Source organism: Bacillus sp. FSL W7-1354 (assembly GCF_038002405.1).
Taxonomy (GTDB): Bacteria; Bacillota; Bacilli; order Bacillales; family Bacillaceae; genus Bacillus; species Bacillus paralicheniformis.
In genome coordinates, this window is sequence record NZ_JBBOCL010000001.1 from 93,388 (window position 1) to 113,284 (window position 19,897).

At 45.7% G+C, this 19,897-nt stretch carries 23 protein-coding genes; 11 read left to right on the forward strand and 12 right to left on the reverse strand.

What is annotated here, in order from left to right:
- Positions 1 to 148 precede the first annotated feature (148 nt).
- Positions 149 to 691, reverse strand: coding sequence for a cupin domain-containing protein (locus tag MKZ04_RS00540; protein ID WP_328066551.1), 543 nt, complete (start codon positions 689 to 691; stop codon positions 149 to 151).
- Between the two features lie 155 nt (positions 692 to 846).
- Between MKZ04_RS00540 and MKZ04_RS00545 the strand changes: the two genes are divergently transcribed.
- The 3 genes from MKZ04_RS00545 (at position 847) to MKZ04_RS00555 (ending at position 3,035) form a co-directional block, all read left to right on the forward strand.
- Positions 847 to 1,842 carry an aldo/keto reductase gene (locus tag MKZ04_RS00545; RefSeq protein ID WP_026579983.1) on the forward strand — a complete coding sequence of 332 codons (996 nt, stop codon included), beginning with the start codon at positions 847 to 849 and terminating at the stop codon, positions 1,840 to 1,842.
- A gap of 125 nt (positions 1,843 to 1,967) precedes the next feature.
- Positions 1,968 to 2,567, forward strand: coding sequence for a lysophospholipid acyltransferase family protein (locus MKZ04_RS00550; RefSeq protein WP_020450740.1), 600 nt, complete (start codon positions 1,968 to 1,970; stop codon positions 2,565 to 2,567).
- Positions 2,568 to 2,669: 102 nt separating this feature from the next.
- Complete coding sequence (locus tag MKZ04_RS00555; protein WP_020450741.1) at positions 2,670 to 3,035, forward strand: DUF805 domain-containing protein; 366 nt, start codon at positions 2,670 to 2,672, stop codon at positions 3,033 to 3,035.
- A gap of 29 nt (positions 3,036 to 3,064) precedes the next feature.
- Here MKZ04_RS00555 and MKZ04_RS00560 read toward each other — a convergent pair whose 3' ends face one another.
- The 4 genes from MKZ04_RS00560 to MKZ04_RS00575 all read right to left on the reverse strand — a co-directional run bounded on the left by MKZ04_RS00560 (position 3,065) and on the right by MKZ04_RS00575 (position 6,875).
- Positions 3,065 to 4,342 (reverse strand): acyl-CoA thioesterase/bile acid-CoA:amino acid N-acyltransferase family protein, encoded by a 1,278-nt coding sequence (locus tag MKZ04_RS00560; RefSeq protein ID WP_026579981.1) that lies wholly within the window; start codon positions 4,340 to 4,342, stop codon positions 3,065 to 3,067.
- Positions 4,339 to 4,959, reverse strand: a complete 621-nt coding sequence (locus tag MKZ04_RS00565) for a TetR/AcrR family transcriptional regulator (RefSeq protein WP_308438557.1) — start codon at positions 4,957 to 4,959, stop codon at positions 4,339 to 4,341. The genes MKZ04_RS00560 and MKZ04_RS00565 overlap by 4 nt, the downstream gene beginning before the upstream one ends.
- Positions 4,960 to 5,066: 107 nt before the next feature.
- Positions 5,067 to 6,389 (reverse strand): hemolysin family protein, encoded by a 1,323-nt coding sequence (locus MKZ04_RS00570; RefSeq protein WP_020450744.1) that lies wholly within the window; start codon positions 6,387 to 6,389, stop codon positions 5,067 to 5,069.
- Between the two features lie 60 nt (positions 6,390 to 6,449).
- Complete coding sequence (locus MKZ04_RS00575; protein WP_341045035.1) at positions 6,450 to 6,875, reverse strand: MerR family transcriptional regulator; 426 nt, start codon at positions 6,873 to 6,875, stop codon at positions 6,450 to 6,452.
- Positions 6,876 to 7,189: 314 nt separating this feature from the next.
- On the opposite strand from MKZ04_RS00575, the gene MKZ04_RS00580 reads away from it, so the two are divergent.
- The 4 genes from MKZ04_RS00580 to MKZ04_RS00595 all read left to right on the forward strand — a co-directional run bounded on the left by MKZ04_RS00580 (position 7,190) and on the right by MKZ04_RS00595 (position 10,190).
- Positions 7,190 to 8,563, forward strand: a complete 1,374-nt coding sequence (locus tag MKZ04_RS00580; protein WP_003180145.1) for a hemolysin family protein — start codon at positions 7,190 to 7,192, stop codon at positions 8,561 to 8,563.
- 97 nt (positions 8,564 to 8,660) lie between these two features.
- A complete protein-coding gene (locus tag MKZ04_RS00585) occupies positions 8,661 to 9,062 on the forward strand; it encodes a hypothetical protein (protein WP_003180147.1) in 402 nt (133 codons plus the stop codon).
- A 200-nt stretch (positions 9,063 to 9,262) separates the two neighbouring features.
- A complete protein-coding gene (locus MKZ04_RS00590; protein ID WP_003180149.1) occupies positions 9,263 to 9,550 on the forward strand; it encodes a hypothetical protein in 288 nt (95 codons plus the stop codon).
- The gene (locus MKZ04_RS00595) at positions 9,513 to 10,190 is read left to right on the forward strand and encodes an N-acetylmuramoyl-L-alanine amidase family protein (protein ID WP_009328972.1); all 678 of its coding nucleotides are present in this window, start codon (positions 9,513 to 9,515) and stop codon (positions 10,188 to 10,190) included. Before MKZ04_RS00590 ends, MKZ04_RS00595 begins: the two co-directional genes overlap by 38 nt.
- 206 nt (positions 10,191 to 10,396) lie before the next feature.
- Here MKZ04_RS00595 and crcB read toward each other — a convergent pair whose 3' ends face one another.
- Genes crcB through MKZ04_RS00610 form a run of 3 tightly spaced genes read right to left on the reverse strand, consistent with a single transcriptional unit; the run spans position 10,397 to position 11,871 of the window.
- A complete protein-coding gene (gene crcB / locus MKZ04_RS00600; protein WP_039072566.1) occupies positions 10,397 to 10,753 on the reverse strand; it encodes a fluoride efflux transporter CrcB in 357 nt (118 codons plus the stop codon).
- Positions 10,750 to 11,151, reverse strand: coding sequence for a fluoride efflux transporter FluC (locus tag MKZ04_RS00605; protein ID WP_146873862.1), 402 nt, complete (start codon positions 11,149 to 11,151; stop codon positions 10,750 to 10,752). Before MKZ04_RS00605 ends, crcB begins: the two co-directional genes overlap by 4 nt.
- 15 nt (positions 11,152 to 11,166) lie before the next feature.
- Positions 11,167 to 11,871 (reverse strand): glycerophosphodiester phosphodiesterase, encoded by a 705-nt coding sequence (locus tag MKZ04_RS00610; RefSeq protein WP_326251201.1) that lies wholly within the window; start codon positions 11,869 to 11,871, stop codon positions 11,167 to 11,169.
- 191 nt (positions 11,872 to 12,062) lie between these two features.
- Between MKZ04_RS00610 and MKZ04_RS00615 the strand changes: the two genes are divergently transcribed.
- The 3 genes from MKZ04_RS00615 to MKZ04_RS00625 all read left to right on the forward strand — a co-directional run bounded on the left by MKZ04_RS00615 (position 12,063) and on the right by MKZ04_RS00625 (position 14,208).
- A complete protein-coding gene (locus MKZ04_RS00615; protein ID WP_003180159.1) occupies positions 12,063 to 12,170 on the forward strand; it encodes a YhdX family protein in 108 nt (35 codons plus the stop codon).
- A gap of 182 nt (positions 12,171 to 12,352) precedes the next feature.
- The gene (locus tag MKZ04_RS00620) at positions 12,353 to 13,429 is read left to right on the forward strand and encodes a mechanosensitive ion channel family protein (RefSeq protein ID WP_341045042.1); all 1,077 of its coding nucleotides are present in this window, start codon (positions 12,353 to 12,355) and stop codon (positions 13,427 to 13,429) included.
- Positions 13,430 to 13,458: 29 nt separating this feature from the next.
- Entirely contained in the window at positions 13,459 to 14,208 is a 750-nt protein-coding gene (locus MKZ04_RS00625) for an NAD-dependent protein deacylase (RefSeq protein WP_023856530.1), read from the forward strand.
- Positions 14,209 to 14,232: 24 nt separating this feature from the next.
- Here the strand turns inward: MKZ04_RS00625 and MKZ04_RS00630 are convergent, their stop codons facing one another.
- The 3 genes from MKZ04_RS00630 to MKZ04_RS00640 all read right to left on the reverse strand — a co-directional run bounded on the left by MKZ04_RS00630 (position 14,233) and on the right by MKZ04_RS00640 (position 17,331).
- On the reverse strand, positions 14,233 to 15,663 hold the full coding sequence (locus tag MKZ04_RS00630) for an IS1182 family transposase (RefSeq protein ID WP_341045044.1): 1,431 nt from the start codon (positions 15,661 to 15,663) through the stop codon (positions 14,233 to 14,235).
- A gap of 127 nt (positions 15,664 to 15,790) precedes the next feature.
- The gene (locus tag MKZ04_RS00635) at positions 15,791 to 16,285 is read right to left on the reverse strand and encodes a GNAT family N-acetyltransferase (protein WP_025811792.1); all 495 of its coding nucleotides are present in this window, start codon (positions 16,283 to 16,285) and stop codon (positions 15,791 to 15,793) included.
- A 134-nt stretch (positions 16,286 to 16,419) separates the two neighbouring features.
- Positions 16,420 to 17,331, reverse strand: coding sequence for a polysaccharide deacetylase family protein (locus MKZ04_RS00640; RefSeq protein ID WP_023856532.1), 912 nt, complete (start codon positions 17,329 to 17,331; stop codon positions 16,420 to 16,422).
- A gap of 293 nt (positions 17,332 to 17,624) precedes the next feature.
- Between MKZ04_RS00640 and dat the strand changes: the two genes are divergently transcribed.
- Positions 17,625 to 18,476 carry a D-amino-acid transaminase gene (dat, locus tag MKZ04_RS00645; RefSeq protein ID WP_341045046.1) on the forward strand — a complete coding sequence of 284 codons (852 nt, stop codon included), beginning with the start codon at positions 17,625 to 17,627 and terminating at the stop codon, positions 18,474 to 18,476.
- Positions 18,477 to 18,516: 40 nt separating this feature from the next.
- On the opposite strand, the gene nhaC is transcribed toward dat, so the two are convergent.
- On the reverse strand, positions 18,517 to 19,875 hold the full coding sequence (nhaC, locus tag MKZ04_RS00650; RefSeq protein ID WP_341045048.1) for a Na+/H+ antiporter NhaC: 1,359 nt from the start codon (positions 19,873 to 19,875) through the stop codon (positions 18,517 to 18,519).
- Between the last annotated feature and the right edge of the window lie 22 nt (positions 19,876 to 19,897).

Consider the following 19,897-nt stretch of genomic DNA (forward strand, 5'->3'; position numbering starts at 1 on the left):
TAATCTTCATGGCGATTTTAACGACTGAACGGCCGAAATATAAAGCACAGCAGCAAAATAAGCCTTTAAGCATATCAGATCTTTATTATATGCTAAAAGGCTATTTGATTAGAGGATATCCTTCATTATCAGCTGTTTTTATCGTCTGTCAAAAATATTGGCCGTGACCGCGGCGGCCTTCTGCGGCCAGCGCATCGGCTTTCGTTCGATGGACGGTGCCGAATGGGTGGTTGGGCGGAGCATAGATTGAATAGAGTTTCAGCGGAGTATTGCCTGTATTGGTGAGATTGTGCCATGTTCCGGCAGGGACGACGATAGCGGTGTCATCGTAAATATTTCTTTTAAATTGCAAATGATGTTTGCTCGGCCCCATTTGAACGATTCCCCTGCCTTGTTCAACACGAAGGAACTGGTCAACGTGAGGGTGCATTTCTAATCCGATGTCTTCGCCGGGGTTGAGGCTCATCAGGGTAACTTGCAAATGCCTTCCTGTCCATAAAGCGGTCCGAAACGTTTTGTTCTGTTTGGCCGCTTCGTTGATGTTAGCGGCAAACGGCTTTTGTCCATAATCTCTTAATACGATGCGTTCTTCGCTGCCGGGTGTTCGAAAAGCGCCTGCATAGTCTGATTCGTGAAACCAAACCGGGTTATAAGAAAAAGGAATATAATATGGGTATTGATTTGGATGCATTTGTTCTAGGTCCCTTCATTAGCTTTATTGGGATCATCGTATGCAATAGGCATATGAAGTGTCCCGCTGTAAGATGGTTTTTAGTCAAAACACGTTTTTTTAAAAAAGCTTCCGGGAAAATATGATATCAGACTCACAACAGGAGGGAGAGGAGCATGGAATACATCAACATATCCGGTACATCGATCGAATCGTCGCGCATCGGTCTCGGAACATGGGCCATCGGAGGTTTTATGTGGGGCGGAAGCGATGAAAAAGAAGCGATTCAGACGATTCATGCTGCGCTTGATGAAGGAATCAACCTGATTGATACTGCTCCGGCATACGGTTTCGGGCAGTCGGAAGAAATCGTCGGTAAAGCCGTACAGCAATACGGAGAGCGCGACCGAGTCATTCTCGCGACAAAATCAGGACTTGATTGGAAGCAGGAACAGCTGTATCGCGACGGATCGAGGGAGCGGATCATCAAGGAAGTTGACGATTCGCTGAAAAGGCTCAATACGGATTACATCGACCTGTATCAAGTGCATTGGCCCGATCCGCTCGTCCTGATCGAAGAAACGGCGGAAGCGATGAAAGACTTGTATGATGCGGGGAAAATCAGAGCGGTCGGCGTCAGCAATTTTTCCCCGGAGCAGATGGACACATTCAGAGCTGCGGCGCCGCTTCATACCGTACAGCCGCCGTACAACATGTTTGAAAGGGAAATCGAGCAAGACATTCTTCCGTATGCGCAAGATCAAGGGCTGACGACGCTATTATACGGAAGCTTGTGCAGGGGGCTCCTGTCAGGAAAAATGAATGAGGACTACACGTTCAAAGGGGACGACCTTCGAAAGCGGGACCCTAAGTTTCAAAAGCCGCGCTTTAAAGAATATCTTGAGGCCGTCAGGAAACTTGATGAGTTTGCAAACGAGCGGTTCGGCAAATCGGTTCTCCATCTGGCAGCAAGATGGGTGCTTGATCAGCCTGGCGCAAGCATTGCTTTATGGGGGGCAAGACGCCCTGATCAAATCCGTCCCGTCAGCGAAATCACCGGCTGGAGTTTAACGGAAAGTGATCAAAAAGCAATTGACGACATATTGGACAATACGATTTCAGAACAGATCGGGCCTGAATTCATGGCGCCGCCGACAAAAGAAAAAGTCTGAAAACCGGGGAGGAAATTCCCCGGTTTTTTTCGTGAAAAATCATTTTTTAGTACCAGGTAATAAAAAAAATTGTTATAATAATAAAGGGAAACCTCATACGACTACATCAATAAAGGAAGTGCCATATGTATAAATTTACTGGTTATGCTGCAAAAGCGATTCTTTCTTTGCGCGGCGGAATTAAAGTATACAATAAAGAAAATCTTCCTAAAGACACAGGTTTCGTTATTGCGTGCACACATGCAGGATGGGTGGATGTCGTCGCACTGGGTGTCGGCATTTTGCCTATGGAAATTCATTACATGGCGAAAAAAGAGCTTTTTGAAAATAAATTAAGCGGTTCTTTTCTTTCAAGCATCAACGCATTTCCCGTCGACAGGGAAAATCCCGGGCCAAGCAGCATCAAAACCCCGATCAAGCTGTTGAAAGAAGGAAAAATCGTCGGCATTTTCCCAAGCGGAACAAGATCATCTGAAGATGTTCCATTGAAAAGAGGGGCTGTCACGATCGCCCAGATGGGAAGAGCGCCGCTTGTGCCGGCCGCATACAGCGGTCCTTCCAACGAAAAAGAGCTTTTCAAGAGAGGCAAAATGAAACTGGTCATCGGCGAACCGCTCAATCAGGAAGATTTCGCTCAATATTCGTCAAAAGAAAAGCTGGTCAAGATGACGGAGGCTTTGAATGACAGTATTAAAGCTTTAGAGAAAAAGCTGGAGCAGCTATAATTCAAACATACGCAAGGAAAAACAGCTTCTCACGCACAGAAGCTGTTTTTTAATTTTTTGGGCAGTATTTTAGAACGATATTTATTGGTGAGGAGCTTATATATGAAATGGTATTTGAAAGCAATAAAAAACTATGCAGGATTTACAGGAAGGGCGAGACGAAAGGAATTTTGGCTGTTTTGCTTTTTCTCATACATGATTTTGGTCCTCTACGGTTTTTTTAAAGCCATTCTGCATCTTCCGGAATATGAAATAGAGACATTTTTAGGGATGGTTTATTTGCTTGCCATTCTTGTGCCGGGCTTGGCTGTCACGATCCGCAGATTGCATGATACGGGTAAAAGCGGCTGCTGGATCTGCATCGGTCTGATCCCTCTCATTGGGCAATTTATTTTGCTGATCATGCTTTGTCAAAACAGTGTAAAAGAGGAAAATCAATACGGGCCGAACCCGAAGGGAGCTATCTAAGCGAAAACCGCCTGTCCCCAGGCGGTTTTTTAGTTGTTTGGGGCAGTTGATTTTTCTAAAAACAAAAGCAGTTCCCGCCAAAATGTTTGAGCTGCAATGGCATCGGCTTCAGTTTTTCCCCCATAGGCTATTTTTCGGCTTTTCCGCCCGGATGTCGGAAAGTATGGAGGCCTGATATTATGGCCGGCATCTTCGAAATATAGATGTTTAACAGAATAGGGAAATCTCTTCTTTTTCAGCCGTTCAACGATTTTCTCGTTCATAGAGGCGGAGGGCCATACCAAATCATCCGTACCTGAAGTTAACAGAATAGGCCCATTAATATGTTCCGCTTTTATAATTGCTGGATGATCCTCTTTCACTTTCCGTAAAGCTTTTTTGTAAAGATCAGTAAAAGCATGAGGCTGTCTTGTGAGCTTATGTGTCACCATATTCCACAGCTGAGAAAGCGAAAACAATGGCAGCGGGGCAAAGGCGAGCGGTGCGCCGTCCAGACTCCAGGAAGATGTCTGCCGAAATTTTTTTAATCCAACGCCTTGAAAGACGACCCCGCCGCCTACATGAGAAACCGCAAAACGGATTTCCGGAAAATGGGAACCTATCAGCAGCGCCAGTTCGCCGCCTTTTGACCTTCCGCATATTCCGATCTGACGATGATGAAGTCCTTCTTGGCGTCCGAGCCAATCGATCGCTTTCCGGAAATATTCAAGCGGGATTTCAACCAGTTTTTTAGGAAGCTGTTTGTATTGAAAATAAGGGATTGCAAATGTTGCATATCCGTAATTTGCTAACATGCCTGCCATTGTTTCATCAAGACCGCCGTCAGATCCCCCTAATACGATGACTGCGGGAGGCCGGTTGACAGCAAGCGGACGAAAAAATGTGCCGGACAACCCATTTTCGCTTACTTCCTGTCTCTCTACTGTTTCAGAAAGCAGCACTCGTTTTATTTCTTTACTCAGGATCGTGCGTTCTTTTTGCTTCACCTCAATCCTGTAAACGGAGGAATTAACCGATTTTTTATGGAACGAGCAGGAGGATTCAACCGCCTGCATTGACCAAAAAAGCCCCATTTGATCTTTAGACTGGTAGGTTCCTTTTATTGGGGCTGCTGCTGCAGGGTCGACTTCTCCCAATCGATTCGCTTGAAAAACAGCATGTGATCTCCACTCTGCGTCAGCTTCATCTTTCACAGTCAAGATGATTTCAATGATATCAAACGGTCGGAGTCCGCTTATCTTCAGGTTTATTTTTTCATCCCATTTGGAAACTGCAGGTATGTGCAAAACCGGTTGCAGAGTAATCAAGACGGCACTTCCTTTTCAAGTTTTGTATAAAATAAATCGACGCACTCCTCAACATAGTCATCAATACGATCATCGAACGACTCCTTGAATGCGGGCAAATGTTGAAACATAATGTATTGATTCAGCAAACCGAAAAACATTTGGCTTAAAATTTGAAAATTGCCGCCTGAAATTTTTTTTTCGGCATAGAGGTTGGCAAAATAAGTCTCTAAAAAGCGATTGAGACGGCGGGGAATATCCATGATTAATTCGCAAACTTCCTTATCTTGTACTGCATCATTAAAGTAAAGTAAAAAAACAGTACCTTTTTCCAGGTTTTCTTTTAGATATGCTTTCGCAATGAATGAGAGGTCTTGTCGTAAATCGCCGCTCAGTATTCCTTCAAGTTCTCCAATAAAATCTCCCGATGACACATGTTGAATAACACTTTCCCGAAATAAATTCTGTTTATTTCCGAAGTGTCTAAAAAGGGTCAAATGATTGACGCCTGCTTTTTGGGCAATTTCCCTGGTGGATGCGGCTTGATATCCTTTTTCTTTGAAAAGGGCAAGCGCCGCTTCGATTAATCGATCCCTTGTAGATTGTGCTGACATAAGTCCCTCCTGAAATGCAATCACTTGATTACATGATAATTGAATTTTGTTCTGTAATCAAGTGGTTACATATTTTGAATGCAAAAAAAAGAGGATACAAATTCATTGTATCCCCCGGTTTGTTCACAATGTTATTCCGCTTCCTCAAGCAGCGGCGTTTCCGCAGCTTTTTTCACCTCAACGTATGAAACGTGGTGGCCGTCGATTTCGTTGATCGTGAATTCAAATCCCTGATCGGTGATCATGTCGCCTTTTTGGACGTCATATTTTTGTGTCAGGAACCATCCGCCGATCGTGTCAATTTCCTCATTGTCGAGCTGAATGCCGAGCAGATCGTTGACTTGGTTGACGAGCACTTTACCGTCGAGAATGTAATGGTTTTCGCCAATCTTGCGGATTTCATTAATTTCATCGATATCGAATTCGTCACGGATTTCGCCGACGATTTCTTCAATGATGTCTTCGACCGTCACGAGTCCGGCCGTTCCGCCGTATTCATCAGAAAGGATCGCCATATGAACGCGTTCTTTCTGCATTTTCAGAAGCAGATCGTGGATCGGAACAGTCTCGATCACATGAATGATCGGATTGATAAACTGTTCAATCGTGTCTTCTTTGGAGCATTCTCCGCTGATGCAGGCCGTCAGTATTTCCTTGACATTGATGACGCCGACGATGTTGTCCTTATCTCCGTCTTCTACGGGATAGCGGGTATAGCCTTCGACCTTCGTGATGTCGATCATCTCGGCGATTTTCATATCATTTGGAAAGCTGACGACTTCTGTTCTCGGGATCATGATTTCCTTGGCAAGACGGTCATCGAATTCAAAAATTTTGTTGACATATTTGAACTCAGATTGATTGATTTCGCCGCTTTTGTAGCTTTCTGACAGAATAATTCGCAGCTCTTCCTCTGAGTGCGCCATTTCATTTTCAGAAACCGCTTCAAGGCCAAACGCTTTCGTCAGCAGCCTTGCAGATCCGTTCAGCGCCCAGATGAATGGGAACATGATGCGGTAGAACCAGATCAACGGTTTTGCAAAAAGGAAGGAAACGGCTTCCGCTTTTTGGATCGCAAGCGTCTTCGGAGCGAGCTCGCCGACAACCACATGCAAAAACGTAATCAAGCTGAAGGCGATCACGACTGAAACGATGTGTGATACAGAGCTCGGAATGTTCCACTTCACAAATAGCGGTTCAAGCAGCCGGGCAACTGTCGGCTCCCCGAGCCAACCGAGACCGAGAGCCGTCAAAGTGATGCCGAGCTGACAGGCCGATAAATATTCGTCTAAATGCGTAATGACTTTTTTCACCGAAACCGCTGTTTTGTTTCCTTCAGCAATCAATTGATCAACCCGCGAGCTTCTGATTCTGATAATCGCAAACTCAGACGCTACGAAAAATGCTGTTAAAGCAATTAATACAGCAACAAAAACCAAATTAACTATTTCCAATTAGGACCTTCACTCTAGCGTGAGAATGAAGGTAACACCTCCTGTTTAGTAAAAGATTAACTAAAGCAGCAGTAAAAAGGACTGGATGACCGTCATTTTTTCAGGAGAAAGCCGGCTTTTCAGAATCTTCCGTTCATCGGGATTCAGCCGTTTCCATCTGTTTATGAGCACGGAAATATTGTCATTGACATGATCAATTTCCGTTGTCAGGCTTCCAATTTCATCATCATTCACAGTTGAAGAGGGAAACTGGTTTTCCAGCCTTACTTTAATGTCGGACAGGGCCAATCTCTGCTGCTTGCAGTCCATAATAAACTTCAGCCGTTTGAGAGCGGCTTCATCGTAATAACGGTAGTTTGAACATGATCTGTCAGGCGTTAACAGCCCGAGATTCGTATAATAATCGACAGTCCGTTTTGTTACGCCTGCAGCAGCTGCTAATTCGCCAATGCGATATTTCTCTGCCCCATCTGCATCCCTCCTCAACCATCACGTTATAGTTATAAAACATTTTAATATATTAGAAGCTGTTTATACAAGTTAATTGATCAAAAAAAGGCGTAAAATTGATGCGAAAACCTTTATTTATCTAAATATTCGAGAAAATATTGTTAGATTTAAAGTTTAGACATTTGACTGACTCTTTTTTAATAAAGTAAGATAATAGTATATATTTGGCTTGGAGGTGGTTAGATGGGGCCCTCTGCATAGTCATTTTTACAGAACGCACATCAGCCTTATTAAGGGAATTTGAATTCATCAGGAGGTGACTCCTTGTCCTTTGTGAAGGATAAGGTTAAATGGACGATATTGTTAGTCTGATAATCATCGGGATTCTGATTGCATTAACCGCTTTTTTCGTGGCATCGGAATTTGCGATTGTCAGAGTCAGAAGCTCCCGCATTGATCAGCTGATTGCTGAAGGAAACAAAAAGGCGGTTCGCGCAAAACAAGTGGTGTCGGATTTGGATGAATACCTTTCAGCTTGCCAGCTCGGCATTACGATTACAGCACTCGGACTCGGCTGGATGGGGGAGCCTACGGTTAAAAAGGTGCTGCATCCGGTCTTTGAAAGCTTGCATGTTTCTGGCGCTGTATCGCACGCTCTTTCAGTTGCCATTGCATTTTTAGTGATTACATTCCTGAACGTCGTGGTTGGAGAACTTGCCCCAAAAACCATCGCGATTCAAAAAGCCGAACAGATGACACTGTGGCTGGCGGGACCTCTGCACTTTTTCAATGTTGTGATGTTCCCGTTCATTTGGACGCTGAATGCCTCAGCCAGAGTGCTGACCGGGTTATTCGGTTTGAAGCCTGCTTCGGAAAAGGATGAATCCCATTCGGAGGAAGAGCTGCGAATCCTGTTATCAGAAAGCTACAAAAGCGGAGAAATCAATCCGTCTGAATATAGATACGTTAATAAAATCTTTGAATTCGACAATCGGATCGCCAAAGAAATTATGGTGCCGCGCACTGAAATCGCCTCTGTCCCGGTGGATATGCCGATCGATGAGGCCATTTCGGTCATGCTGCAGGAAAAGTATACGCGCTGGCCTGTCTATAAAGGCGATAAGGATCATGTCATCGGCATGATCAATACGAAACAGCTGTTTACGGATATGCTCATGATGTCAGAGGCTGAGAAAAAGCGATTGTCCCTTGAAGCCTATGTCCGTCCGGTTATTGAAGTCATTGAAACCGTGCCTGTTCAAAAGCTGCTGATCAAAATGCAGCGGGAGCGGATTCACATGGCGATCTTAACGGATGAGTACGGCGGGACATCTGGTCTTGTGACGGCCGAGGATATTCTTGAAGAAATCGTCGGGGAAATCAGGGACGAATTCGATGAAGACGAAAAACCGCTTATCGAAAAAGTCTCCGATCATGAATACATCATGGACGGCAAAGTGAGAATCGATCAGGTCAATGAGCTGTTTGAAGACGATCTCGAGGAAGAGGAAGTCGAAACAGTCGGCGGACTTGTGCTGAAAGAAAACATAGATATCGCGGAAGGCCAGGCGGTGCATATCGGCTCCTATACGATAACGGTTCTCGAAATGGAAGGGCGTCTGATTAAGCACGTCGAAGTTAAGCGGGAACAAACAACAGAACATGTAGAGCTGGCACCGGCAAATCCGGTCGTCGTTAACGAAGTCACCTTGAGCGAAAAATAGCTCAAGGTGATTTTTGATTTTAAGAAAAAAGTCATTTGAACAGGAACTTTTGTTCGTATATAATGGGAACAAACGTTCTGTTTGAGAGGTGATTGATTTGCTGTGGTACGAAATCATTTCGGAGGAAGAGAGGAAAACGTATATTAAGCGGATCGAATTTCATTTGCGGAATTGGAAAAATTACAAAGCCGCCGTGCTCAATTTAGAAAGGAGGATGGAGAAGGAGCAAAAGAACGGGCTCACCGTCAAAGAAAGAAACGCTGAATATCAGATCGACGCGGAAAAAAGGCTCTATCAATTTTTGCTTGATTCGATGGAAACGGCTGTCTCCGAATTGGATGAGCTCGAGCGGAAGTTGGTGGAATGCCGGTATATTCATAATTGGAGCATGGGAAAATGCGCGATGGAAATCGGCTACAGCGAAAAAACGCTGTTTTTAATGAAGAAATCGCTGCTGGACAAACTGCTTGTCAGCTTGGCGGCGATCACGAATATTTAACGGATGCGAGGGCTTGTCTCAAACAAGCCCTTCTTTTCTGCGCCGCTTCAGTTTTTTTTCAGGTTCTTGACGCGATGATGACACGGGAGAGGGCAGCTTTTCTTTTATGATAAAGACAAGCTTTAAACAGCGGGGAGGTTTGACACATGTAATGCCGGTCATTTTTTGAGACAAACGCTTCAGGAAAGGAGAGGAAGAACATGGATTTTTCTGAAATTGCGCTCGTTCCGCTGATTACGGGATTGGTGCATACGGTAAAGCTTGTCGGCATTCAGAAACGATTTCTCCCCATCTGTGCAATTGTCTTCGGCATCTCGATTTCTCTCTTGTTTACTGCAGGGGACTGGAAGGAAGATATGATGATCGGAACTTGGCTTGGCTTGTCATCAGTTGGATTTTACTCCGGCTCAAAAAACGTCTTGAAACCATTATCAAAGGAGGAGATTGAACATGAAGATTTATTTGGATCCGGGACACGGCGGAAGTGATCCGGGAGCATCGGGAAACGGTTTGCAGGAAAAGGACGTGACGCTTGCGATTGCTCTCAAAATGAATGACATTCTATTAAAAGAGTATGATAACGCAGAGACGAGGCTGAGCAGAACAACAGACAAAACGGTCACGCTTCAGGAGCGCACAGATGATGCCAATTCGTGGGGGGCCGATTTATTTGTCTCCATTCATACAAACGCTTTTGACGGTACGGCGTACGGGTATGAAGATTATATCTACAGCGGCTTGACCGATGAGTCGGTTACTGCTCTTTATCAACGGATCATTCACGGCGAAGTGATCAAGCAGAACGGACTCAGGGACAGGGGAATGAAGAAGGCGAACTTTCATGTTCTTCGGGAAACAGCGATGCACGCCATATTGACGGAGAACGGCTTTATCGATCATCCCGAAGATTCGGCAAAAATGAAAAGCGCCGCTTGGATCGAACAGACGGCGCGGGGACATGCAGCCGGCATCGCACTCTGCCTCGGTCTGACACACAATGAGTTTCCCCTGTATAAAGTGACGATGGACGGGGGACAAATTGGAGCTTACCAAGAAAAAGACGATGTTTTGAACGTTATTTCTGCGAATTGGGACAGCTTTCAAACAGCGGCCATTGAAAAAGGATAAAAAGGGAAGAATCCATTTTGAAGCATTCAAAATGGATTCTTTAATGTGTTTGTATCTTTTTTAGTTGTCCGTGGTGTTCCTTTCTGAACAATGCCATTCAAATCAGGGCACAGCTTTTGCGACGGCGGGCGCAAGAAAAATGACAACCGGAAGTACATGTGCAAGCGCCTGTTCATAGCCGAACGAGCATCATTGTTTCATCATCTTCACAAAATCAGCATGCTGCCGGCCCAGAACCCCCCGAGTGAGCATGCCATTGTAAGCAGCATGTAAACCGCTGAATCCTTTACACGTTTTGCAGCCAAAAGCTGAACCGCTTCGACGCTGAATGTGGAAAATGTTGTGAAGCCTCCGAAAAATCCAGTTCCGACCAAGATAGAGACCGTTTGATTGTCAATGCCGAGGCTGACGAATATGCCGAGGGCGAATGAGCCGACAATATTGACCACCATCACGCTGACAGGAATGCGCGGGCGCGGAAACATCGCCATGAGCATATTGCCGAGCCAAAATCTTAAAACGGAGCCGAATCCTCCGGCGATCATAAATCCAACTGCCATCATGATTGATACCGCTCCTTTTCTTTCCCTGACGATCCGCTCATCCTTTTGCCGATCATGATGCCCAAAAATGCGGAGCACACCCCGCAGGCAAGCGACACGATCAAGTACAGAACCCCGATGTGCGGAGCGGCCGATTGCAGCAAAAATACGGTCTCTTTAGAAAAAGCGGACATTGTCGTATATCCTCCGCAAAACCCCGTTCCTAAACATAACTGGACGAGCGGCTTTTTTGCCCGAGCCGCAAAAAAACCTGTCAAAAGGCCGAGGAGAAGGCTTCCAGACGCATTTTCAATAAAAGTCGGCCAAGGAAAACCGGCGGTGCCGCCATGCAGATTGACGAAGTAGCGCAGCAGCGAGCCGAGGGCTCCTCCGATAAAAACGGCAACAGATGATTTCATACTCTTCCTTCTTTCTCAAAAATAATCCGGGTAGTCGGTAATGATCCCGTCGATTTTCCAGCTTTTCAGGCGGCGTCCCGTTTTCTTCCCGTTGACCGTCCAGGCCAGCGCCTTCAAATCACAGCTGTGAATCGATTTGATCAGAAAAGGGCTGACCATCGTAGCTTTCAGGCTGACGTACCGGGCAAACTCCGCGATTTGCCGCAGCCGGGCGCGCGGCAGCATTCCGAATCGCGGCCTGATCAAAACGGCGGTCGGAATCGAAGGATACATGTGATGAAGCGCCCTCATGGCGCCTGCGTCAAACGACTGGACAATCGTGTTCATCGAATGGCCGAACCGGCTGATCAGTTGTCCGGCCGCTTTTTCGATTCCGGGCTGGGTTTTGGACGACTTGATTTCGATGAGAAGGCCCGTCTTGTTGTGATATTTCCCTAGAACAGCTTCAAGTGAAGGGATTTTTTCGTCCTGAAATTCCGGGCTGAACCAGCTTCCCGCATCAAGCTTTTCGAGCTCATTCATCGTATACTCGCGAACGAACCCGGTACCGTTTGTCGTTCTGTCAACTTTGTCATCGTGGATGACGGCAAGTCTGCCGTCTTTTGTCAGCTGTACATCGAGTTCGATAAAATCAGCCCCGAGCTCCACCGCTTTTTCAAAAGCGGCAAACGTATTTTCAGGGGCGTAAGCCGAGGCTCCGCGATGTGCGATAATATGCAAGCATGTCAGCTCCTCTTGATAAAATCTTTCCATCACAAGGATACCCGATTTTGACGATGCAAGTAAATCATTTGACTGAAGCGGACAAAGGGCAGGGAGAAGAGACAAGCGACAAATTTCGGCAAAATGGTACAAAAGGATCATTTACTAAAGATTCTGATATTTTATAATGGACAAAAGGAGGCGAGATGATGGGTAAAGGGAGAATTAAAGTGGAAGAACGGATTAAGATCGAAACCGATGCTGAAATGTTTAAAGCGACTCTCCTTGATCAAACACAGTCTCAGAAGAAGAAATAACGGTGTTGGCCCGAATCACGTTGTCTCTGGAACAATAAAATATGATGATCATCAGGCTGCCGAAGTGTTCGGCAGCCTTTTATGTGTGTCGACGGTTATTTTTGGTGCACAATAAAATGAGAAATTTTTTTCTCGTTTTAGTATAATTAAAGCTTGATGAGTGAAATAAGGGAGAGAAAGCAATGTTCGAAAAGTATATGACAATGGATTTCGCTGTCGATATCGGAATCAGCATCGGTATCCTTCTTTTATTTTTCGTGTTTCGAAAAATATTTACGAAGTACTTGTTCAACTTAATACTGAAATTGACGAATAAGACGAAAACAGACTTTTTCAATCAGGTGGTGCTGGCCTTTGAAAAGCCGGCCCGGTGGTTTTTTGCGATACTCGGTATTTATCTGGCCATCATATATTCCCCGTTTTTTGATGGGCATATGGCGATCGTTCATAAACTGTACAGAGTGTCCGTGATTTTGGTTATTGTAAGCGGGCTATACAACTTAACGGCGGCTTCGTCGGTTTTATTCGATAAAATCAATAAGCGGCTTGAGCTTGATATGGATGATATTCTTGCGCCGTTTTTGTCCAAGATTCTCCGCTTTATCATTGTAGCGCTCGGAATCAGCGTTATCGCCGGAGAGTTCAATTATGATGTCAACGGATTTGTTGCCGGACTCGGGCTCGGCGGCTTCGCTTTTGCTCTTGCGGCAAAAGACACTGTCGGCAACTTTTTCGGCGGAATTGTCATTATTATGGAGAAGCCCTTTACAATCGGCGATTGGATTGAAACAAATATCGTCACCGGATCTGTTGAAGATATATCGTTCAGAAGCACGAAAGTCCGCACGGCCGGAGAAGCTCTCGTGACCGTCCCCAACTCGGTGCTGGCTAACGAAGCGATCATGAACTGGACGAAAATGCGAAAGCGTCAGGTCACCTTTACGCTCGAAATCGATCCGTCCACCCCGCGCGAGAAAGTCGAACGATGTGTGGAGCGTTTCAAAGAAATGCTCAAGTCGCACGAAGGGGTCAACCCGGATGTCATTATGGTCAATTTTGACGTCCTGAAGGATACGCATTTAAGCATCTTCTTCAATTACTATACCAATACGACGGTCTGGGCCGAAAACTTGGACGTCAGACAGGATGTCAACTACCGCATTCTTGATATTATGAAAGAGGAGCAGGTTGATTTTGTTTCTCCGGGTCACAGCCTCTTTGAGTTGAAGAAAATGAAAGATCAGCAAGGAGATGCTTAGGTAACGCTTTTGGAAGGGAGACAAGCCAAATGGAGGAAAAAGCCCTGAGATTTGTGGAGATGATCGAAAATGCCGAGCGCATTACCGTTTTGACAGGCGCCGGTATGAGCACGGAATCAGGTATTCCCGATTTTCGTTCAGCCGGCGGCATATGGACGGAAGATCTGTCGAGAATGGAAGCGATGAGTCGTGATTATTACGAACGATATCCAAAATTGTTTTGGCCGAAGTTTAAAGAGCTTTTTCAAATGAAAATGACCGGAACTTATCAGCCGAATGACGGGCACCTTTATTTAGCCGATCTCGAGAAAAGCGGTAAGGATGTCAAGGTATTCACGCAAAATATCGACGGACTGCATCTCAAGGCGGGAAGCCGGCATGTATATGAACTGCACGGTTCGATCCAAACAGCCGCATGCCCAAAATGCGGGGCGCGCTATGGTCTTGACCACATTCTTCAAGAAGAAGTGCCAAGATGCCATCGCGTCAATGGCAAGGGGAGAGAATGCGGATTCATATTAAAAACGGATGTCGTGCTGTTCGGCGATGCCGTTCAGCATTTTGACACGCTTTTTGAAGTCCTCAACGAATCCGACCTGCTTTTGGTGATCGGCACTTCACTTGAAGTGGCGCCTGTCAGGTTTGTTCCTGAAGAAGCGCACTTGATCCCAGGCTTGAAGAAAGCGATGATCAATCTCGATAAGACACCTTACGATCATTTATTTGATATTGTCATCCATCAAAAAATCGCCGAGTTTGTTCGGAAGCTTAACTGTTAAAAAGGCGCTCCAGACCGGAGCGCCTCAGACTGTTGACAAAATAGGTCGGATTTTTATAATCCGACCTATTTTTGTCCAATTTATTCTGTTTTTTCGATGAGAATGCTGGCGAATTGGACTTTTCCAAGTCCAATTCGCCAGCTTTTTGAGATTCATGGCAGCGAAAACAAGCATCGCCTGCATGGACAATTTTTTCTTACCCCGTAGGGTTGTCCAGCGCAGGCCATGCTTGTGTTTTAAATCCGCAAAAACCCGTTCGATCGTTTCTTTGCGTTTGGCGTAGATTCGCCTATTCTCATCCGTGTGGCGAAGATGGTCGGCTTCATCCAAATGATCCTGCCAGAGATGCCTGTGAATCATCTTTCGATGATTTCGACTTTCCGTACATTGCTTCAAAAAAGAACAGTGTTCACATCGGTTTGGATCTGATGCATAAATCCGATAGCCTTCACGGTTGGTTGTGCGATATGTCAGAACATGATCGTCAGGGCAAATATAAGCATCGTAATATTCATCGTATACATATTCATGTTTTCTCATGAACCCTTTTTTAGTTTGTGGTCGGGTGTAGGGCATGACGGGATGGACATTTTGATCACTTAGAAATTTTGCGATAAACGGCGTTTTATATCCGGCATCAACTGCGACCGTATGAGGCTTGGCGACGTGCTCTTTCACCTGTTGAAACAGGGTCGTGAACACTTGGCTGTCATGAATATTGGCAGGCTCAACAACCGTCCCCAGCACAAATCCATTCCGGTCACAAGCTGTATGAAAACCATAAGCAAAAAGACGTTCCCGTTCACCTTTTACAAAATAACCGCTCTCAGGATCTGTCGTACTTTCTTTTATTTCTCGTTCTTCTAAGCATTGCCTGGGCTTTAAGGGCTTTTTGCCGTTGGCTTCGCGATCGGCATTAATTTCTCGATCTAATTGTTCCTGATAAGCTCTTGTTTCTTTTCTCACAATCTTCTTCACAAACTTTTTCTTATTCGCATTGGCTTTGACATGGGTTCCATCGATAAAGGCGACCGCCGGGTCGACAAGACCGAGATCCATGGCCTGACGCAAGATTTTATAGAAGATTGTTTCAAATAGGTCCGTATCATGAAAACGGCGCTCATAGTTTTTACTGAAGGTTGAAAAATGAGGGATTTTTTCAGAAAATCCATATCCAATAAACCAGCGATAAGCGACATCGGTTTCGATCCGTTTAATGGTTTCGCGCATCGAGCGGTGGCCAAACACGTACTGAATCAGAACCATTTTGATCAATACAACGGGATCAATGCTTGGGCGCCCTTTTGAAGAATAAAGGGGAGCAACTTTTTCATAAATAAAAGAAAAGTCCATGGCTTCTTCTATTTTCCTGACCAGATGGTCTTCCGGGACAAGTTCACTTAAGGCAAAGACTTCAAGCTGTTCGCGCTGATCTTTAGAGTGCTTAGACAACATGGAAAAACCTCCAAAAACTAGATTTCACTCACATTTTAACAAAAAAAGCTTGTCGATCAAGCCACTTTTTGTGGCTTTGTCGACAAGCTGAGGCGCTCCAGACCGGAGCGCCTTTTTCTGAGCTTCATCACAATTTTTTATAATAAAAAACGGATGTATCGAAGCTGCCGTCTGCAGATTCCGCGTATGCGGGAATGCGGCCGGCTTCGGCAAAGCCGAGCGAAGCGTAAAGAAGGTTGGACGGGTCTTTTTCCCTTGTATCCAGCACGAGAAGAGATCTGCCTTCTTGTTTCGCCCTGTCGATCGCTTTTTCCATTAATGATCTGGCGACGCCCTGCCGCCTGAAGGCGGGATCTGTCATTAACTTGCAGATTTCCGCTCTGTGGCGGCCGTTTTGTTTTGTGCATAAGTGCAATTGAACACTTCCTGCGATCCGGCCGTTTTGTTTGGCAATCCATAGCACCGAATCCGGTGTGACGGCTGTTTTCCAATAAGCCTCCGCCAGCTGCTCATCAAGCGGGGGCAGAAAGCCGATCGATGCCCCGTCATCGACGACCCGGATGAGAAGCTCGGCCAATTGATTGGTATATTCGGCAGTCGAATGCAGCTCTTCAATTTTCATTTATTCACCCCATGATATAAAGATAACTGCATCATAATCAGAAAACGGTTTGTTTGGCAACAAGTGTGTCAGATAATCACACTTGCGGGAGGAAATAAAAAAATCCCCTTCAGCAGGGGATCAGGCATGGGGGGTTATTCATGAACGGGTGTCATCGATTCATCAAGCGTTGCAAATGAATACCCCATGTTTTTTAAATTTGTCAGCAATAACGGCAACGATTGAACCGTTGAAGGAATATCGTGCATCAGGATCACGATCGGCTGTTTTGTCTGCCGCTTTTCCAGCGTATTCAGCTGGTTCATGACTTCCGGAACGAATTTTTGGCTTCTGTATTTCCAGTCCATGCTGTCAATATTCCAGTCCCAATAAACAAATCCGTTCTTTTTCAGCACTTTTTTCTGCGCTTCGGTCAGCGAAGGTTTGCTCCCGTAAGGCGTTCTGATTAAATGGGTTTCAACCCCGGTGATAGACTTCAGCGTTTTTTGAGCCTGCTTCATTTCCAGCTGAGGAGAATTGGCGCCTTTATAAAATTGCTTTTGGTCATGGGTCACTCCGTGAAGTCCAAGTGCATGGCCCTGCTGCTTCATATTGAGAACGGCTTTTTTGTGAAGCTTCATGTTCGGTTCGAGCATGAAGAACGTCGCTTTAGCGTCATGTTCGGATAAAATTTGCAGCAGCCTTTGGCTTACGGCTGAAGGCCCATCGTCAAACGTCAAATAAACCGTTTTTTCCTTCAATTTTTCTTGCTTTTTTTCCGCGGCAGCTTTTTGCTTCTCTTTTTCCTGCTTGCGCTTTTCGATCTGCTGTTTTGTGCTCAAGTGATCGAGAAGTTCGCCTTGCGTTGCTTTTTTGAGCGGAACGCTGTCTCCTTCATGCCTCATTTGGCTGTTTTCCGACACCGTAAGCTCTTTTTTCTCAGCGGCGGCAGAGGACTGTGAAAGGTCCCACACGTACAGGAGAATCAGACACAAAACAAAAAAGCACGCTGCTTTCGTCAACAGATAAGCTACAGATGGGGCAGTTTTTTTTGATACTTGGCGCATGTCACTCTCTCCGTATCATTTTTCTCGTTCCAATGCCATTATAGAATGCTAGTCTCATAAAATAATGGATCACAATGTTTAAGTATACAGGATTGGAAAGAAGATGAATACAGGATGAAGGGAAAAAGATATCAAATTTTAATAGAAAATGCTGAACGATGGGGAATGCTGTTTTTTTGATCATGAAGGCGGAGAAAAGTTTTTGGAAATATTGCACTATTTTGAAGGGCAGGGTCGTGTTAGAATGGAATGGAGAAAATTCAGAAGTCAACAAAAAACAAGGGGATGGAGAAATGAAAGTTCTTTTTAACGGCCGGCTGATGGAACGGAGCGAGTGTGCGGTTGATATTGAAGACAGAGGCTACCAATTTGGAGACGGCGTCTATGAAGTCATCCGCATTTACAATGGAATCTTGTTCACGCTTGATGAACACATTGCCCGCTTATATAAAAGCGCAGCCGAAATCGGAATCGACTTGTCTTTTTCAGAAGCCGAGCTGAAAAGCCAGCTGAAAGAGCTCGTCGACATCAATCAAATGCGGGACGGCGGGCTGTATCTTCAAGTGACAAGGGGAAAAGCCCCGAGAAAGCACCAATACGGGGCAGGGCTTACGCCTCAGGTGACGGCTTATACATTTCCTATTCAAAAGCCTGAAAAAGAACAGCAAAACGGCGTTACAGCTATTACTGCGGACGACATGCGCTGGCTGAGATGCGACATTAAGAGTTTAAATCTGTTGTACAATGTAATGATCAAGCAAAAAGCGCATGAAGCTTCTTCATTCGAAGCGATCTTAATTCGCGACGGGTTGGTGACGGAAGGGACGTCCTCAAATGTTTACGTCGTCAAGCAAAACGTTATCTACACCCATCCTGTGACAACGCTCATCTTAAACGGCATCACGCGGATGAAAGTGCTTCAGCTGTGTGAGCAACACGGCTTGAACTATGAAGAAAAAGCGGTGACAAAGGATGAATTGCTGAATGCAGATGAGGTGTTCATCACGTCAACGACAGCCGAAGTCATTCCGGTCACATCGATTGATGGGCAAACTATCGGCTCCGGAGCGCCCGGACCGCTCACCAAAAATGTGCAGACCGCATTGCAAAACAGCATTTTGTCAGAGACAGCCAAACCGGTTTAACAAAAGAAAAACGCCGCTTCCAAGGGGAAACGGCGTTTTTTTACTTGCGGAAACCGAACAAAATTGAAAAGAGCGGCGATAAATATAGGAAAAACACAAACGGCAAATATTCAATAACGGGAACGCCGAGCGCGCTGGACATGAACGCGCCGCTGACTCCCCAAGGAATCATCGGATTGATTAATGTCCCTCCGTCTTCAAGCGATCTCGACAAATGTTTCCGGTCGATTCCGAGCTTGTCATACAGCTTTTTAAAGGACTGTCCGGGAATCAAGATCGATAAATACTGTTCGCCTGTCGCCAGGTTCATGCCGATGCTTGATGAAACGGTTGAGAACACAAGCTGGCCTTTCGTATGAATGCCCTTGATCACACCTTCAAGCAGGCTTGTAATCAGGCCGATCTTTTCCATGAGACCGCCGAGCGCGAATGCGATGATAATCAGGGAAACAGAGCCCATCATCGATTGAAGGCCGCCGCGGTTTAAAATTTTCTCAACGGCTTCAGTGTCGGCTGAGAAAACAGGACCATTCTGCATCGCTGACAAAAACGATGAAATGCTGGCGTCAGGCTGTATCAACGCGGCAAGAATTCCGGCGGAAACGATCCCCGCTGCAAGCGACGGAATGACGGGCGTTCGTCTGACAGCAAGTACAATCACAAGAAGAGGCGACAGAAGCGCCCAGACGCTGATGTTGACTGTACTTTCTATTCCGTTTATGATCGCTTGAATGTTTTCGGTAGAAGCCGGTGCCGCCGTTAAAGAACGGCCCATGAAAAAGAAAAGCAAAATCGTGATCAAAAGAGCGGGGATCGTCGTTCCTGCCATATGTCTAATATGCTTGAAAATGGGAAGCTCTCCGACCCCTGCGGCAAAATTGGTCGTGTCAGACATCGGAGACATTTTGTCGCCGAAACAGGCGCCGCAAATCACAGCTCCCGCCGCCCATGTCAGTGGAACGCCGGCCGCCGCGGCCACGCCGATGAGGGCGACGCCGATCGTGCTGACCGTCGTAAAGCTGGAGCCGACCAATGAACTGATCACAAGACAGCTGAAAAGTGCGGTGAGCAGCAGGTGCTGCGGTTCAATCAGATTCAACGCGTAAACCGTTACCGTCGGAATCGCGCCGCTGTACTCCCAGACTCCGATTAAGATGCCGATTAAACAAAGGACGATAATCGGCTGAACGCCATTCCGGATGCCTGAGACAATGCCGCTTTCAAGGTCTTTCCAGGAATGGCCTTTCACCGCGCCGACCGCAGCTAAAAAACCAACGCAAATCAACAGCGGTATGTGCGCTTCTGCTTTAAATATGAATAAGCAGGTGAAAATAATGAACAATATGGCTAAAAACAATAGAGCCGATATGGAAAACGATAGACGTTTTTCGTTTGACAAGTCACACACCTCATTAGAAGAA